Below are 16,766 nucleotides of genomic sequence, written 5' to 3' on the forward strand. Positions count from 1 at the left end.
CATAGTTTCAATCTTTTTGTTGATATGCGAAGATTCTCAAGATAAATAAAATAATCAAAATGTATATTTTGTAAATAAATAACATTATTTCTTTATTATTACTAACTTTTTGTGCATAAAAATTTAATTCTTTGTGAATTTGTGTAAATTATTTTTCCATTATTTTTTTACGTCTCAGGCAAGGTGCACACCCGATTTCGGCCACTTTGTTTTGCGAGATAGAGTGCTTGATCGGCTCTTTCGACGGCTGCCAAGATATCCCCATGACAAACGGTGCTCGCTTCAACGCCGCAAGACAAAGACATCGTCCCTTTTTCAAAATTAGCCACAGGAAACATACTGCTGGAAATGGTTTGACACAGCGTCGTCATTGCAGCTACGGTCCGTTCTTTGACATCCCCTTCGATCACGAGACAGAACTCTTCGCCGCCATAACGATAAAAGGAATAGGTCTCGGCAAAATGCGCCTCTAAAAAAGTAGTCGTCCGTGAGGCAAAGGTTCTCAACAACTCATTTCCGGCGATATGACCATAACGGTCGTTGACCTTTTTGAAGTGATCGAGATCAATCATGGCGATCGTCACAGTCTTTTTCTGTGAAACGGCTTGAAGCAGATCCTGGTTATAGGTCCCATAGTTGAAGCAGCCGGTCAACGCATCGATCTTACTATTCGCCAGCTCTGCCAGTACTTGGTATTCTTGCCCCTCAATCAATCGATGCAACCACATAAAACTTCCTAGCAGCACGAAAGAACCAACAAATACTGCCAGCATAGCTTCCCAGTCATAGGTCGTCGTATGATGGACTAGCATCGAAAAACGCGGTGAGAGCAGGCAGGTCAAAAAATACATCATATAAAATTGCTGTTGCGGACGGATCAGCTTGACTTTTGATAAAAGAAAATCAAGGACAAAGATCCCCACTCCGAATAATGGAAGATAAAAAGCTTTACCCACATCAGAAAAACCGACAAACCACAAATAAAAGACGACCATACACGGCGTTATCAAAATCAAGATCTTGCCACGATCACCATAGAAAAAATGACTCGCAATAAAAGCAGTTGTGTATTGATAACAGATAAACCCAACTGAATTCATTGAAAAAGAAAGAATAAAATACAAATGCGTAAACGTCAGAATACCAATAATAAAATACTTAAATGGACGAGAAACCGATATTTTTTGCACACTTCGTACAAAAACATCTGCGGTCACCAGTAAACTGGCAATCATCAGCGGCAAACCAAACGCCAAAAGCACGCCTCGTTCTAACATTCCATCACAATCGCTCTCCTTTAGACCATAAATATCCTTGTTGCAAATGCACCCCCATCTCAAGCAACTGGACCATTTTTTCGCGGTTCTCGATCCCTTCAACGATCAGCTCAAGCTGATATTTTTGGGCAACCTTCAACCAACAAGCCAAAAAGCTGAAGCCAATCTCCTCATCAAGCTGAATAAACGGTAACAACGAAAATTTCAAACAATCAACGCTGGCAAGATTGGCAAAGACCAACGAGAGGGTATTTTGTCCGCAACCGATATCATCGACCGCAATCACATAACCATAAGCTTTAATTTTTGCAATGGCTACAGACAAATCAAATGACTCTTGCTGTATGCGTACGGGGTGTTCCGTCAATTCAATCTGCAACTGCGCCTTATAAACAGCCATCGTTTCAAAAAAGGACCACGTAGACTGCCACAGCAGCTGTTGTGGATGTATATTGACACTAAAGCGGGTTTCCGGCTTTTTTTTGCATAAACGCCGCAATTCCTTGGCATACCATCTCATCAATTGCTGATTGCCACTTTCAGTTTGAATCATTGTGCTGAATTCTTGCTGTGGAAATCGGTTGTTCTTCTCGCTACGTAGCAAGACTTCATAGCCATTCACCTCTTGCTGACTTAGCGATTTTACCTGCATGATTGGTTGACACAACAGATAAAGGCGGTCTGTGTTCTCCCAAGTCGTTTCATTTCCCATCTTCGTTAAGCCCCCATCTAGTAAAGTTATCACTTCCGAAAATCGGCAATATTCCTGTCATCGCTCGTTTCTCATGCTATAAAATGGTTCTCTCAAAGGAACTGATTTGCCTAAGTATACCAAACAGAACCAAAAATGCCCAAATATTTTAAATTCTCTGAAAGAAATTTCTGTGAAAGAATCGACTGTGATTTTCCGTTCCACTCCATACCTGTTTCATAGAAATGCCCCAAAGCAACCATTGCTTTTTTCAATTTCGTAGAAACTAGCTTGTTGAAAGTGGCTTCTTCCATATCAGCCTCCTGTTTCTTTAAGTACTTATAAAAAAACACGATTCTTTTTAAATAACAAAAAAACAGCAAGAGTGCTTGCTGTTTTTTTCTACGTATCTCTTTGACTGGGGTAGCTGGATTCGAACCAACGCATGACGGAGTCAAAGTCCGTTGCCTTACCGCTTGGCTATACCCCAATAATGGTGGAGGAGAGTGGATTCGAACCACTGAACCCTAAGGAACGGATTTACAGTCCGTCGCGTTTAGCCACTTCGCTACTCCTCCAAAAGGTTTTTCTCAAACCTGACAATAGTTATAATACCGAAAAAGATAACAAATTGCAAGAGCAAAAAGTAAATTTTTCTAGAAATTATTCATGTAAATTCCATTGACGAATAATCATCTCGATTGCAGCTTCTAAGCTTCTGCTCGAACCTAGATCTTCATCCCCTAAAAAGCTTTGAAATTCTTTTGGTCCAGTTGTTAAAATCTCACCAATGCGTTTTTTTCCGATGAATAATTCATTGACGGTATAGTCTTTGCCATGAATGGCTTTTGTTGTTTCTTCAATACGTACTTCGATATCTTTATTTTTCTTAGACATGGTTGCACCTCTTTCTTTACAGCACCTTCCTATTTTAACAGAAAAGCAACAAAAGAAAAAGAAAATCTCTTCTGGAAATAAAAAAAGTAGCCAATCTTTACGATCAGCTACTTTTTCTTAGATCACTTCTGGTTCGTCAAGACAGCACTCGTCACGGTATAGCCTGCATCGCTTAAAATTTTCTCGATTGCTGCGACTTGCCGTGATTCTACTTGGATCTCAACAACTGTTTTTAGTGCCATCCGATTTACCACAATCGTCAAAATACTCATCTGATGATCCGCAAGGAGTTTCGTCACGTCTGCTAAAACACCCACATGGTCATCCGTGATCTCAATGGACACTCGTGTTCCACCATCGTGGTACCCAGTGATTTTCAAAAAGGCATCGAAAATATCATTGTTGGTAATGATTCCCACTAAGGCATCATCATCCATGACTGGTAAAACCCCCACGTTCTCACTACGCATGACGGAAATGGCGTCCTCTAATAGTGCATCTGGTTCAATCGTAGTCACTTTTTTCAACATGATATCAGCGACTGTCGTTTTATTTAAGAGATAGTTCATTTCATAAACACTTAAACTTGTCGCTTTTGAGGGGGTTGCTTCAGCGATCGTTCCTTCCGTGATCAACCCTACTAATTTGCCATCATCAACGACAGGTAGACGATGGATATCGTGCTGCTTCATCACATCTATTGCATCAAAGATCGGTGTTTGTGAATCGACGGTGATGACCGTCTTCGTCATAAAATCACTTACGCTCATTGTTTAACCTCCTAGATACGCTTTTCTAACTTCATCACTTGCTAGTAATTCTTCTCCGGTACCTTCTAAAACGATTTTCCCGGTTTCTAATACATAGCCGCGATCGGCAATCGATAAAGCCATTTTCGCATTTTGTTCGATCAGCAGCACAGTCGTTCCTTGCTGCTTGATTTCTTGAATGATGGAAAAAATTTCTTTGATAAAAATTGGCGCCAAGCCCATCGATGGCTCATCCAGCAAAAGCAAGCGCGGTTTTGACATCAATGCCCGCCCCATTGCCAACATCTGCTGCTCACCGCCAGATAATGTCGACGCATCTTGCGAGAGGCGTTCTTTCAATACAGGAAACTTGCGGTAAACTTGTTCATAGTCTTCTTTGACACCACTGTCTTTACGCAAGAAGGCGCCCATCTCTAAGTTTTCTTGAACCGTCAAACCGGAAAAGACGTGCCGCCCTTCTGGCACCTGCGACAAACCGTTTGCGACGATTTTTTGCGGTGCTTCTTTCTCAATTTGCTTTCCTTCAAAAGTGACGGAGCCTTTTGAAGGACGGATCAATCCAGAAATCGTCCGTAAAATCGTGGTTTTTCCGGCACCATTGGCACCAATCAGCGAAACGATCTCTCCTTGATTGACGTGGAAGGAAACATCATGAACTGCTTGGATCATGCCGTAGTGAACACTTAAATTTTGAATTTCCAGCATCAGATTTCCCCTCCTAGATAGGCTTCGATTACCCGTGGATTGTTTTTGATCTCTTCTGGTTCACCGTGGGCGATGACTTGCCCGTATTCCAGTACATAGATCCGTTCGCACACTTCCATGACCAAACTCATATCATGCTCGATCAAGAGGATCGTCAATTGAAAATCTTTTTGGATCTTATAGATCAGCTTTGTCAGTTCTGTTGTTTCCTGAGGATTCATCCCCGCTGCCGGCTCGTCAAGAAACAAAATTTTTGGCTCTGTAGCCAATGCGCGTACAATCTCTAAACGGCGTTGCTCGCCATAAGGCAAATTTTTCGCTAACGTTTGGCTTTTGCCATCCATATCAAAGATCCGTAACAGCTCTAAGGCTTTTTTCTTCATGGATTCTTCGTTTTTGTAATACTTTGGCAAACGCAAGATGCTCGTCAGTAGTCCTTCTTTATGCTTACTGTTCATAGCGATCAAGACGTTATCCATTACGGTCAAGTTTTTAAACAAGCGAATATTTTGGAAGGTTCTTGAAAGGCCTAAATCCGCGATTTTATAAGGCTTCACGCCATTTAAACGTTTTGGCTTACCTTGGGTCTCAAAAAGCACTTCGCCTTCACTAGGCTCATAAACACCTGTCAGGAGGTTAAAGAGCGTTGTCTTGCCGGCACCGTTTGGTCCAATCAACCCGACCAGCTCATTGGTATCTAGATGGAGGTCTACATGAGAAACAGCAGCTAAACCACCGAAGTTTTTCGTTAAGCTTTTAACTTCTAATAGAGGCATCGTTGTCATCCCCCTTTTTTCTAAATTTGTCCAACAGTCCTTTTACGGAGAATTCCCAGGTCCCTAAAAGTCCGCTTGGTTTAAAGATCATGATGATGATCAAAGCCAATGCATAAATGATCATGCGCAAATCAGAGAAGCCTTGCAAGTACATGTTTAAGATTCCTAGCACTACTGCCGAAACAACCGCTCCTGTGGTACTCCCAAGCCCTCCAAAAACGACGATGATCAACACATCGATCGATTTCATAAAACCGTAATCTCGTGGGAAAACCGACTGCTGATAGCTGGCATAAAGGGTACCAGCAATGCTTGCCATCACTGCCCCCATCACAAATGCAATTACCTTGTATTTCGTTGTGTTGACCCCCATCGATTCTGCAGCGATCTCATCTTCCCGAATCGCTAAAGTCGCTCTGCCTGGTCCGCTATGGATAAAGTTTGAAACGACAAGAATCGATAGAACGGCAAAGAGAAAGACGATCTGCCAATTACTGAATTGGGGCAATCCGAAAATTCCAGCAGGACCATTGGTCAAGCCTCGTAGGTTCACCAACAAGATCCGAATGATCTCTGCCACACCTAGGGTAGCGATCGCTAGATAGTCGCCTTTTAAACGGAGGGTCGGAATCCCAACCACTAATGCGACTGCACCTGAAACCAGCATCCCCACCAGTAAACCAGTTAAAAAGCCGCCAAAGGTTGGATTGCTTGCCGACAGGATCGCGCCAGCATAAGCACCGATTGCCATAAACCCAGCATGTCCTAAGGAGAATTGCCCTGAAAAGCCGATGATTAGATTCAAACTGACTGCCAAGATGATATTGATTCCGATATTGACGATGATCGCATCAGAGAACAAATTAATCATTCCGCCATTGTAGGCTGCAAATAATCCAAAATAAAGAATAGCTGCCAGAGCGAGCCAGATTAAGTTGTAACGTAAATTCTTTTTCATTTCTGCCACCTACACTTTCTCTTTGATATTTTTGCCGAGGATCCCAGCTGGACGAACCAACAATATAATTATTAAAATGACATACACTAAAGCATCCTTGTAATCAGAAAAACCAAGCGCTGTCGCTGCTGTCTCCACTAAACCGATCACAAAGCCGCCTAAAGCTGCACCAGGAATGATCCCGATCCCGCCGAGAACCGCCGCAACAAAAGACTTCAGACCAGGAACGACCCCCATTGATGGATCAATGGAATTATAATACAAACCGATCAGCATCCCGCCAGCTGCAGCTAAAGCCGAGCCTAAGGCAAAGGTAAAGGAAATCGTTCGATTAACATTGATCCCCATCAAACGCGCTGCATCTGCATCAACACTTACTGCACGCATCGCTTTTCCCATACGGGTCTTTTTCACGATCAATTGCAAGAGAATCATTAAGGTAACCGAAACAGCCAAAATCAATAACTGGACATTACTTACTTGAACAAACCCGATGGAATAGGTTTTTCGTTCGATTGCTTGCGGAAACGGGCGCACATTGGCAGAAAAGAAAAAAATCATGACATTTTGCAAAAAATAAGAAACCCCGATTGCCGTAATCAATGCCGAAATTCGCGTGGAATTTCTCAAAGGACGATAGGCTAAAAATTCAATCGTTACCCCAAGTGCTGCACTGGCGATCATCGAAATGAATAACGCTGGGAAAAAGCCCAATTGCCATTGATTGATCAAAAAGTAACCGATAAAACTACCAATCATATAAACTTCTCCGTGGGCGAAGTTGATCAGCTTGATGATGCCATACACCATCGTATAACCCAACGCTAACAAGGCGTAGATACTGCCTAGAAACAAGCCGTTGATCAATTGTTGGATCATCATTTCCATATACTCACTTCCAATATCATTTATTATGGTTCTTCTCATTAGAGAAAAGAAACTGAGACAAACACATCAGGTCTGTCCCAGTTTTCACTGCCAAACAACTACAGGTTTTTAAGGTTCCACAGTGTCTGCTGAGGTTTCCTTCCCGTCAGTCAATCCTAAAACAACTGCTGATTTCTCAGGGTTATGATTTTCATCCATTGTGATTTCACCTGTCACGCCGACAAAGTCTTTCAGTTCAGACAAACCAGCTGCAATTGCCAATGAATCTGCTGAGTTTTGATCTTCGATTGCTTGTTTGATCATGTAAACTGCATCATAGGCTAACGCATTAAAAGCAGAAGGTTCTTTGCCATACTTTTCATTGAAAGCTGCCACAAAGGGCTCAACTTTGTCGTTTGCTGGTGCTTTGGTAGAGAAGTGACCGGTATAGTAAACATTGCTGACATTTTCTGCACCAGCTGTTTGAACCATTTTTTCATCACCGAATCCATCGGCACCAATGATTGCTTGATCAATTCCTAATTCTCGCGCTTGCTTGATGATCAAACCAGCTTCTGTGTAGTAGCCTGGAATGAACAAGACATCGAAGTCGACATCTTTGATTCTTGTAAGAACTGCTTGGAAATCTTTGTCGCCTTCAGTAAAGTTATCTTCTAAGACAATTTCGCCTGGGTAACTTTCTTTAAATGCTTCCGTCAATCCAATTGCGTAATCACTTGAGTTGTCTCCCAAGATCACGGCTTTTGATGCATCCAAATTTTCAGCCGCATATTTCGCTAAGATCGTTCCTTGGAAGCTATCTTGGAAACAAGAACGGAAGGCAAATTCTTGCACTTTCCCACTAGTATAAGTAATCGCATCGTCAGTACCTGAAGGTGTAACCATTGATACTTGTGCTCTGGTCACGTTAGGCAAAGCCGCTTTCGTAGCACCAGAAGTTGCTGGACCAATGATGGCTACAACTTTATCATTTGTAGCTAAGTTGGCTGCTACCGTTGCAGCTTCATTGTTATCTGATTTGTTATCTTTCGAAATAATTTCAATTTGTTTTCCAAGAATACCGCCGGCAGCATTGATTTCTTCTACTGCTAAGTCGATTCCTTCTTTTTCAGCCGTCCCATAAGCAGCTACGGCTCCTGACAACTCTAAGTTGGTTCCGATCTTGATGGTATCTCCCTCTTGTTTATTGCCACCTTCAGCAGCCCCGCTGCCATCCGTTGATCCACCTGTTGGTCCAGCGCTACATGCTGTCAACAAAAACAAACTCGCAAACAAAAACGCAAATTTCTTTTTCATAATTTTCCTCTCCTTCACTTCCCCTGAATATGTTATCCAATATACTGAAAAATCTGGAAAATGTCAACGAATTATCAGAATATTTCATCTATTCAGAATTTATTTTTTTTACTAGGAAAAAATGGTGTTTTTAAAACACTGTTCCATCAATAATGGAATCGCTTTTCATTTTTTTGAACAAAAAGAAAAGCAAGCAAAGTTTTTTTCCTTTGCTTACTTTTTGATCGTTTCGAATTGCTTCATTTTTTGTCAAAAGGACGTTTGAAAACATTACATCAAGATGTTAGCGGCTATTTCGTGGATACAATGCTTGAAAATTGGCTGCCGCCCCAACTAGATTGGCATCGTTGCGATAGTCACATAGCTTGATCAGTGGGACAAAATCATTTAAAGCTTGATCTGCCAACATTTTTTTCAACCGTTGATTCACTTCTTCTAACAAGCCATTTTTGGCACTGACACCGCCACCGATAATGATCACTTCAGGATCAAAAGCAAATTGAATACTGAATAGTCCTTGCGCTAAATAGCGGTAAAATTTATTGACTTCCTCGATCGCAATGGCATCCCCATCTTCTGCACGTTGAAAGACCTCTTCGCCGGTAATTGTGGTTCGATCTACACCAATTCGATCACAATAACGCCAAGCCATCTGAACCGCTGTCCCTAGTTGCGAAAATGTTTTGCCTTGATCCAAAATCATCAACCCAAATTCACCGCCGTATAAATGTGCCCCACGGACTAGCTCACCATTTTGAAACAGGGTACCGCCAACGCCTGTTCCGATCACAACGAAAGCTGCTTGCTGATACTCTTTGCCCGCTCCTTGATAGAATTCAGCCATCCCAGCGCAATTAGCATCATTTTCGATGGTTACTGGTACCCCAAACACTCCTTCGAGTTCAGAGTAGATGTCAAACCCATGGATATAAGGAATCGCACTGATACCGTCGATTCGACGTTCTTGGGCATTGACTGCACCTGGAGCACTGATCCCGACCCCTTCGATCTCTTCGTTTACGCTTGATCTTACTTGCTGCAACTGGGCTTTCATTTCTTGCCACGTGCTTGGTGTAGTAAATTTGCCTTTACTCACCAAAGAATCCTGTGCCCAGACGCCATATTTTACTGCTGAACCACCCATATCAAAGACTAAAATCGCCATTTATTTCCCTCAATCCTTTATTATTCTGATACTATCTATTTTACCGTAAGTCCCCGCTTGAAGAAAGCGATTTCCGAGAACAATAAAAAAAACAGCCTAAAATCGCCATAGACTGTCTCTATGGGATTAGAGCTGCTTTTCCAAAATAACTTGATCGATCAACTGCTGCCCATTTTCGAAAATCGGTTCAGCATAGTGAGTGGTGAAATAATTTTCCATCCGGTCTTTTTCAACATAGCCTTGCGTTTGGTACAAAGTCAGGGCTGCAGAGGGCAGACTACCAGTTTTGATCACTACAATCGGCCGTTTTGCCCCAAGGTGTTGACTGAGGATCGCTTCTTCGGCAGCTTGCAGCAATTGACGACCAATGCCCATTCCTTGCTTTTCTGGAGAAACGGCCACATTCATAATCTCCCAGTTGTTGCCTTGATTTTGATAAACTAGCACACCAATCATTTCTCCAGCTTCTTCATAAACAAGTGTTTGGCTATTATATAGATAGCTTTCTACGACTGCTTTTTCAGGATCTGCATCCAGCAGCAACGCCCAAGGATACGCTTCATTAGAGTCGATTGGACGAATCATGGCTTTTTGGCTCCTTTTTTACATTTTTGTTGATTCCTTTTAACTTTTCCGATAACGGTACGTTGGTTTGACTTTGTCTTGCGTATTTCGTTTTAAAGTAAACGTCTGGGGTACGTAATCTATACCGCCTTTTACAAAGGGATGGCAGCGTAAGATACGAGCTACCCCCATCAAACCTCCTTTGGCTGCGCCATGGACTTGGATCGCTTGGATCATGTATCCTGAGCAAGTCGGATAATAACGACAGCTAGGAGGAAATAATGGGGAAATAAAACGTTGATAGAAACGAACAAAGCCAATCAAAAGTTTACTCATTTCTTGCCAACCTTTCTTTTTATGATCACGATTCAGTGAAGATAGATAGAAAAAACTAGGACTCAGCACGAGGCATAAGTCCTAGTTTGGGGTTACTTCATAAACTCAAAGATATGATTCCAAAGACTTGGAGAGAAGACTTTAAAAGGACTACCGTCGCCAATCACCCCATAGCCAATCATCGTTCCGGCTAAGAACAATAAAATAGCTAATAATATGACGATTAGAATTTTTATCAAGCTAGTTAGAATGTAACGGTTCAACTTCACTTTATTCTCTCCTACTCCTACTATGCGTTTACTGGTACGGTTTCTTCAACTGCTTCAGAAACTCGTTCCACAGAAGCACCTAATTGCTGCAATTTTTCATGGAATTTGTAATAGCCACGATCCAAATATTTTAGATTGCGGACACGTGTCCGACCAGTTGAACGTAGACCTAATAAAATTAACGCTGCTGCTGCACGTAAATCCGTTGCATAGACCAGCGCACCTTGCAATTCATGGCCGCCTTCGATCACTGCTACGTTGCCGTCGATTTTGACATGAGCATTCATCCGACGCATTTCTTCTAAATGTTGGAAACGGTTCTCAAATACAGTTTCGTTCACAACACTCGTTCCAGCTGCTAAAAGTTGAATAGCAGACATTTGCGCTTGCATGTCCGTAGGAAAACCTGGATGAGGCATTGTTTTCACATCTGTTGCCTTCAATTGTTCAGGTCCAACGACACGAATCCCTTCAGCTACTTCAGTCACTTCTGCGCCCATTTCGATCAATTTTGAGATCAATGGACGATTGTGTTCTGAGATCGCATCTTTAATAATGACGTCTCCTTGGGTCATCGCTGCTGCAACCATAAAGGTTCCTGCTTCGATACGGTCTTGGACGATCGAATGTTCCACCGCATGAAGGTGATCGACCCCTTCGATACGCATCGTTTCGGTTCCTGCACCAAAGACTTTGGCACCCATTTTGTTTAAAATGTTTGCTAAATCGACGATTTCAGGTTCACGAGCGACGTTTTCAATGATGGTGATACCTTTAGCTTTTACGGCAGCCATCATGATATTTTGCGTTGCGCCGACACTTGGGAAATCCAAGTAAATGCTATTGCCTTTTAACTCATCGGCGATCGCTTCTATGTATCCATCTTTTTGGATGATTTGAGCGCCTAGTGCTTGAAATCCCTTCAAATGCAAATCAATTGGTCGTTTGCCGATTGCACAGCCGCCAGGCATTGCCACTTTGGCATGACCATTACGGGCTAACAAAGGCCCCATGACTACGATTGAAGCGCGCATTTGGCTTACATACTCATAAGGTGCTTCGATCGCTAACTCTTGTGATGCATCGATCGTCATCGTATTGTTTTCTTCTTCAAAATCGATTGCGACATTTAAATGCCGAATCACTTCTTTCATTGTTAATACATCGGAAAGGATCGGTACATTTGTTAATGTCGTTGTTCCTTCTTCCGCTAATAAGCTTGCCGCTAAGATAGGTAGAACAGCATTTTTTGCCCCTTCGATCTTCACTGTTCCAGTTAATCGATTACCACCTTGAACGATCATCTCTTCCATTTATGTTCCCTCCAAATAATGCAGTGACTCACACAAATCTTGCCAATTATAGCATAATATTCGGTGTTTTTGCATATATTAATGAAATTCTTAAAAACCTGTTAAAAATAAATTACGACATAACGCAATCAACTCAAGGAAAAAAGTACTGGCGGTGTAGCCTAATGCAATCGCAAGAAACACCATGATCATTCGTATCTGAGTCGTTCGTAAGGCTTTAAAAAAAGCATCGATCCGCACAGATTGCAATGCCCAAAATGCTAAATAGATGAACGCTAAATGACTCACGATTCGAATGATTGCATCAATTCCATACACTTGCATACTTCCTGCTCCTTTTTCATAATTGAACATTCCTATCATACCACAAAGATGTCAAGATAAAAAATAATCTTTCTTGAAACCTTCATGAAAAGACTTTAAAAAGTTTTTAAAACGTTTTCTCGAATAAAAAAAAACAAAGGCAAGATGCCCTTGTTTTTTTAGGAATGTTTTGACACGTTGATTCGATTAATGGCGCGGTGCAAAGCAACCGTTGCGCGACGAAGCTGGTCGATATCTTCGACTTGTTTGGCCTCTTCGATTTGACGTTCTGCACGTTGTTTTGCTCTTTCTGCCCGTGAAACGTCGATATCACGATCACGTTCCGCACTATCGGCTACGATGGAGACAACATTGTCCCGCACTTCAAGGATACCGCCATTAACGGCGACCCAGTCGACGTGAGTATCTGAATCGATCCGTTTGACCCGGACTTCATCAATCGTCAAAGGAACGATGATTGGGGCATGATGCGGCAAAATACCGATCTCACCATCTGTCGTACGTGCAACCACGATTTTCGCGTGATGATCGTAAACCAAACCAGCAGGTGTCACCACATTGACTGTTAAAAATTGATCCATGAGGTTCCCCTCTTTCTTCAAGGCTGGTTAATTAATAGCCAATTTTTTTCGCTTTTTCAATGACGTCTTCAATTCGTCCTACACTACGGAAGGCTTCTTCTGGAAGATCATCATATTTTCCTTCAAGAATCTCAGCAAAGCCTTTGATCGTTTCTTCAACTGGTACATAAGAACCAGGTTGTCCAGTAAACTGTTCCGCTACGTGGAAGTTTTGCGACAAGAAGAATTGGATCCGACGCGCACGAGCCACTAACGTTTTTTCTTCATCAGACAACTCATCCATCCCTAAGATAGCGATGATGTCTTGTAGTTCGCGATAACGTTGCAACGCATGCTGTACTTCAGTCGCTACTTCATAGTGTTTTTCACCAACGATTTCAGGTGCTAACGCACTAGAAGAAGAAGCTAGCGGATCAACAGCTGGATAGATCCCTTGTTCAGTCAATTTACGTTCCAAGTTGGTTGTTGCATCTAAATGGGCAAAAGCAGTCGCTGGTGCCGGGTCCGTGTAGTCATCGGCAGGAACATAGATTGCTTGAATAGAAGTAACCGATCCTTTTTTTGTTGAAGTGATCCGTTCTTGCAATTGTCCCATTTCGGTTGCTAGTGTCGGTTGATATCCAACGGCAGAAGGCATCCGACCTAGTAAGGCAGATACTTCAGAACCAGCTTGAGTAAATCGGAAGATATTATCGATAAACAAGAGCACGTCTTGTCCTTCTACATCGCGGAAGTACTCCGCTAAGGTCAACCCAGTCAAGGCAACCCGCATCCGGGCACCTGGTGGTTCGTTCATTTGTCCAAACACCATGGCTGTTTTTTCGATAACGCCAGATTCTTTCATTTCATTATAAAGGTCGTTTCCTTCACGTGTCCGTTCACCAACACCTGTGAAGACAGAGATCCCCCCATGCTCTTGGGCAATGTTGTGGATCAGTTCTTGGATCAAGACAGTTTTACCAACACCGGCACCACCGAAAAGACCAACTTTCCCCCCTTTTAAATAAGGGGCTAATAAGTCGATAACTTTGATCCCAGTCTCAAGGATCTCGGTACTTGTTGACAATTCATCAAAGTCAGGAGCTTTTTTGTGGATCCCACTGCGGGGTGCTTCTTCAGGAAACGGTGCTTCTAAATCGATAGTGTCCCCTAAGACATTAAACACCCGTCCTAAGGTTTCTGTCCCAACTGGAACAGAAATGGAGGCGCCTGTATCGATTACTTCCATTCCTCGTTGTAAGCCATCTGTTGATTCCATGGCAATCGTACGGATAACGCCGTCGCCAAGTTCTAAGGCAGCTTCTAACACAACTTTTGTTTTCTGCTCATCTTTTTTGTAAACAATCAACGCATTGTTGATATCTGGTAATGATTGGTCTAGAGAGAATTCCACGTCAACAACGGGACCAATGACTTGAACAATCTTGCCTGAACTCATTCGTATTCCTCCATTCGTTCTTGAAACTATTCTAACGCGGATGCCCCCGCCACAATTTCAGTAATTTCTTGGGTGATCGCTCCTTGGCGCGCTCGGTTATAAGAGATCGTCAAGTCCCCAATAATATTTTTGGCATTATCTGTTGCTGTTTTCATCGCTGTCATTCCGGCAGCATGCTCGGCTGTTTTTGCGTCAACAATCGCACCATAAATCAAGCTTTCAGCGTATTGAGGCAGTAATTGATTCAAAATTGCTTCTCTGGAAGGTTCAAACAAGTATTCTTGTTCATAACTTTCGGCTTCTTCAGGATCTAGATCGGAAATCGGCAACATTTTCTCCACACGAAATTGGCTAGTCAATGAGTTGATGTGATGGTTATAACACACATATAATTCATCGAAGACTTCGTTTTGGTACATCGTTGTCGCCAATGTTACGATTTTACGCACCTCGTCAAAGCTTGGTTGATCCGAAAGGTTTCTTAGCTCGTACGCCAAATTGATGCCCCGTGCTTTGAAAAAGTCAGCGCCAGTTGCACCAATGGCAATCATGACATACTCTTCTTCTTTTGCATGGTCTTCATCCAGCATGGTCATCATTTGCTTCAAGATGGAACTATTGTAGCCGCCCACTAGACCGCCATCAGAAGTGATGACGATGTAGCCTGTGCGTTTGACCGGACGACTAACCAACATACTGTTATAGTTCACACCATCTTTTGGACCAGAACCTGCAAGATCGGAAAGCTGCTGCGCAGTTAAATGCGTAACGATTTCACGTACTTTGTTGGCATACACTTGAAACTGTTTCGAATGAGCTTCAGATTTTGTTAATTTTGCAGCTGAAACCATTTGCATGGCCTTTGTGATTTGGCTGGTTTTTTTTGTTGAGGCAATTCGTTGCTTGATTTCATTTAATGAAGCAGCCATTTTCTCTCACCTCTTTTTATGCGTTTTGCATTGTCGATATTTTATCTTGGGGTGTCACCCGAGAACCGTTGGATGCCATGAAAATATCTTTGAATGCTTTAATGGTGTCATCTAACAAGCTTTCTTCTGGCAAGTCTTTCGTTGTCCGAATGGTTTCAAAAATCGTCGCTGCATTTGCTTCGATATATTCAAATAATTCTGCTTCAAAGTCCAATAGTTTATTGACTGGTACACTATCAATGAATCCATGCGTCAAGGCATAAAGAATCACGACTTGTTTTTCTACTGCCAGTGGTTCATGCAGTTTTTGCTTCAAGATTTCAACGGTTCGACGACCGCGGTTTAATTTGGCTTGTGTTGCAGCATCTAGATCAGACCCAAACTGCGTAAAGGCCTCTAGTTCGCGATAGCTAGCCAAGTCCAAACGCAAGGTACCGGCAACTTTTTTCATTGCTTTGATCTGCGCAGAACCACCAACCCGTGAAACGGATAATCCAGCCGCTACGGCAGGACGAACACCAGAATAGAAAAGGTCGTTTTCTAAGAAAATTTGTCCATCTGTGATAGAAATCACGTTGGTTGGGATATAGGCTGAAATATCCCCTGCTTGTGTTTCAACAAACGGCAATGCCGTCATCGATCCACCACCTAGTTCATCACTTAATTTCGCTGCACGTTCCAATAAACGAGAATGCAAGTAGAAGACATCCCCTGGGTATGCTTCACGACCTGGCGGACGACGTAGAAGTAGAGAAAGTTCACGATAAGCGACCGCTTGTTTTGATAAGTCATCAAAGACGATCAAAACATGTTTGCCGTTATACATGAATTCTTCCCCCATCGCAGCCCCCGCATAAGGTGCGATATAAAGCAGTGGTGCTGGTTGTGAAGCACCTGCTGAGACCACGATCGTGTAATCAAGGGCCCCGTAACGACGCAATGTTTCCACTTGTGCACGAACAGTTGAATCTTTTTGGCCAATTGCGACATAAATACAGATCATGTCTTGCCCTTTTTGGTTGATGATCGCATCAATAGCGATCGTTGTTTTTCCGGTTTTCCGGTCACCGATGACTAATTCCCGTTGGCCACGACCGATTGGTACTAAAGCATCAATAGCTTTCAACCCTGTTTGCATTGGTTCCGAAACGGATTTCCGTTGCATAACACCTGGTGCAGCTGCTTCGACTGGGCGTGATTTATCTGTTTCGATCGGACCTAAACCATCGATTGGTTGCCCTAATGGATTTACTACCCGGCCAATTAATGCATCGCCGACAGGAACTTCCATGATTTTACCGGTTCGTTTTACTTTGTCCCCTTCACGAATGGTTTCAAAATCACCTAGGATGATGATTCCGACATCGTTTGACTCTAAGTTTTGTGCCATCCCATAAGAACCGTTTGAAAACTCAAGCAGTTCTCCACTCATGGCATTTTCTAAACCGTGGGCGCGGGCGATCCCGTCCCCAACATATGTGACAGTACCGATTTCTTCTACAGAAAGTTCGTTCTGATAATTTTTAATTTGCTCTTTGATCAAGGCACTAATTTCTTCTGCTTTGATGGCCATCCGATTCACCTCTTAT

General features: G+C 42.6%; 20 protein-coding genes and 2 tRNA genes. All 22 read right to left on the reverse strand.

What is annotated here, in order from left to right:
• Window positions 1–167: 167 nt before the first annotated feature.
• The 22 genes from ACIPK1_RS01390 to atpA all read right to left on the reverse strand — a co-directional run bounded on the left by ACIPK1_RS01390 (window position 168) and on the right by atpA (window position 16,750).
• Window positions 168–1,277, reverse strand: coding sequence for a GGDEF domain-containing protein (locus tag ACIPK1_RS01390; RefSeq protein ID WP_086332617.1), 1,110 nt, complete (start codon window positions 1,275–1,277; stop codon window positions 168–170).
• Between the two features lie 4 nt (window positions 1,278–1,281).
• Complete coding sequence (locus ACIPK1_RS01395; protein ID WP_005234399.1) at window positions 1,282–1,989, reverse strand: EAL domain-containing protein; 708 nt, start codon at window positions 1,987–1,989, stop codon at window positions 1,282–1,284.
• Between the two features lie 110 nt (window positions 1,990–2,099).
• Complete coding sequence (locus ACIPK1_RS01400) at window positions 2,100–2,282, reverse strand: hypothetical protein (protein ID WP_086297747.1); 183 nt, start codon at window positions 2,280–2,282, stop codon at window positions 2,100–2,102.
• A gap of 104 nt (window positions 2,283–2,386) precedes the next feature.
• A tRNA-Gln gene (locus tag ACIPK1_RS01405) sits at window positions 2,387–2,458 on the reverse strand.
• A gap of 4 nt (window positions 2,459–2,462) precedes the next feature.
• Window positions 2,463–2,546 (reverse strand) — tRNA-Tyr (locus tag ACIPK1_RS01410).
• Between the two features lie 85 nt (window positions 2,547–2,631).
• The gene (locus ACIPK1_RS01415) at window positions 2,632–2,865 is read right to left on the reverse strand and encodes a DUF2969 domain-containing protein (protein ID WP_005228752.1); all 234 of its coding nucleotides are present in this window, start codon (window positions 2,863–2,865) and stop codon (window positions 2,632–2,634) included.
• 122 nt (window positions 2,866–2,987) lie between these two features.
• On the reverse strand, window positions 2,988–3,635 hold the full coding sequence (locus ACIPK1_RS01420) for a CBS and ACT domain-containing protein (protein WP_008380901.1): 648 nt from the start codon (window positions 3,633–3,635) through the stop codon (window positions 2,988–2,990).
• Between the two features lie 3 nt (window positions 3,636–3,638).
• Window positions 3,639–4,340 (reverse strand): ABC transporter ATP-binding protein, encoded by a 702-nt coding sequence (locus ACIPK1_RS01425; protein ID WP_005234392.1) that lies wholly within the window; start codon window positions 4,338–4,340, stop codon window positions 3,639–3,641.
• Window positions 4,340–5,116: an ABC transporter ATP-binding protein gene (locus ACIPK1_RS01430; protein ID WP_008380898.1), complete on the reverse strand. Its 777-nt coding sequence runs from the start codon at window positions 5,114–5,116 to the stop codon at window positions 4,340–4,342. Before ACIPK1_RS01430 ends, ACIPK1_RS01425 begins: the two co-directional genes overlap by 1 nt.
• Complete coding sequence (locus tag ACIPK1_RS01435; RefSeq protein WP_005228744.1) at window positions 5,097–6,074, reverse strand: branched-chain amino acid ABC transporter permease; 978 nt, start codon at window positions 6,072–6,074, stop codon at window positions 5,097–5,099. The genes ACIPK1_RS01430 and ACIPK1_RS01435 overlap by 20 nt, the downstream gene beginning before the upstream one ends.
• Before the next feature lie 9 nt (window positions 6,075–6,083).
• The gene (locus ACIPK1_RS01440) at window positions 6,084–6,962 is read right to left on the reverse strand and encodes a branched-chain amino acid ABC transporter permease (protein ID WP_008380893.1); all 879 of its coding nucleotides are present in this window, start codon (window positions 6,960–6,962) and stop codon (window positions 6,084–6,086) included.
• A 108-nt stretch (window positions 6,963–7,070) separates the two neighbouring features.
• Entirely contained in the window at window positions 7,071–8,258 is a 1,188-nt protein-coding gene (locus ACIPK1_RS01445) for an ABC transporter substrate-binding protein (RefSeq protein ID WP_400449758.1), read from the reverse strand.
• Window positions 8,259–8,541: 283 nt separating this feature from the next.
• On the reverse strand, window positions 8,542–9,423 hold the full coding sequence (locus ACIPK1_RS01450) for an ROK family protein (RefSeq protein WP_400449761.1): 882 nt from the start codon (window positions 9,421–9,423) through the stop codon (window positions 8,542–8,544).
• 126 nt (window positions 9,424–9,549) lie between these two features.
• Window positions 9,550–10,008, reverse strand: coding sequence for an N-acetyltransferase (locus ACIPK1_RS01455; protein WP_005234382.1), 459 nt, complete (start codon window positions 10,006–10,008; stop codon window positions 9,550–9,552).
• 39 nt (window positions 10,009–10,047) lie between these two features.
• Window positions 10,048–10,323: a membrane protein insertion efficiency factor YidD gene (gene yidD, locus ACIPK1_RS01460; protein ID WP_008380886.1), complete on the reverse strand. Its 276-nt coding sequence runs from the start codon at window positions 10,321–10,323 to the stop codon at window positions 10,048–10,050.
• A gap of 92 nt (window positions 10,324–10,415) precedes the next feature.
• The gene (locus tag ACIPK1_RS01465; protein ID WP_005228723.1) at window positions 10,416–10,592 is read right to left on the reverse strand and encodes a DNA-directed RNA polymerase subunit beta; all 177 of its coding nucleotides are present in this window, start codon (window positions 10,590–10,592) and stop codon (window positions 10,416–10,418) included.
• 20 nt (window positions 10,593–10,612) lie between these two features.
• Window positions 10,613–11,905, reverse strand: coding sequence for a UDP-N-acetylglucosamine 1-carboxyvinyltransferase (gene murA, locus ACIPK1_RS01470; protein ID WP_008380882.1), 1,293 nt, complete (start codon window positions 11,903–11,905; stop codon window positions 10,613–10,615).
• Between the two features lie 90 nt (window positions 11,906–11,995).
• Window positions 11,996–12,229 carry a DUF1146 family protein gene (locus ACIPK1_RS01475; RefSeq protein ID WP_034878399.1) on the reverse strand — a complete coding sequence of 78 codons (234 nt, stop codon included), beginning with the start codon at window positions 12,227–12,229 and terminating at the stop codon, window positions 11,996–11,998.
• Between the two features lie 158 nt (window positions 12,230–12,387).
• Window positions 12,388–12,810 (reverse strand): F0F1 ATP synthase subunit epsilon, encoded by a 423-nt coding sequence (locus ACIPK1_RS01480; protein ID WP_005228716.1) that lies wholly within the window; start codon window positions 12,808–12,810, stop codon window positions 12,388–12,390.
• 31 nt (window positions 12,811–12,841) lie between these two features.
• Window positions 12,842–14,248: a F0F1 ATP synthase subunit beta gene (gene atpD / locus ACIPK1_RS01485; RefSeq protein WP_005234377.1), complete on the reverse strand. Its 1,407-nt coding sequence runs from the start codon at window positions 14,246–14,248 to the stop codon at window positions 12,842–12,844.
• A 26-nt stretch (window positions 14,249–14,274) separates the two neighbouring features.
• Window positions 14,275–15,177 (reverse strand): F0F1 ATP synthase subunit gamma, encoded by a 903-nt coding sequence (locus ACIPK1_RS01490; RefSeq protein ID WP_005228710.1) that lies wholly within the window; start codon window positions 15,175–15,177, stop codon window positions 14,275–14,277.
• Between the two features lie 16 nt (window positions 15,178–15,193).
• Entirely contained in the window at window positions 15,194–16,750 is a 1,557-nt protein-coding gene (atpA, locus tag ACIPK1_RS01495) for a F0F1 ATP synthase subunit alpha (protein WP_008380876.1), read from the reverse strand.
• Window positions 16,751–16,766: the final 16 nt, after the last annotated feature.

Source organism: Enterococcus sp. NPDC086594 (assembly GCF_044746145.1).
GTDB lineage: Bacteria > Bacillota > Bacilli > Lactobacillales > Enterococcaceae > Enterococcus_D > Enterococcus_D entomosocium.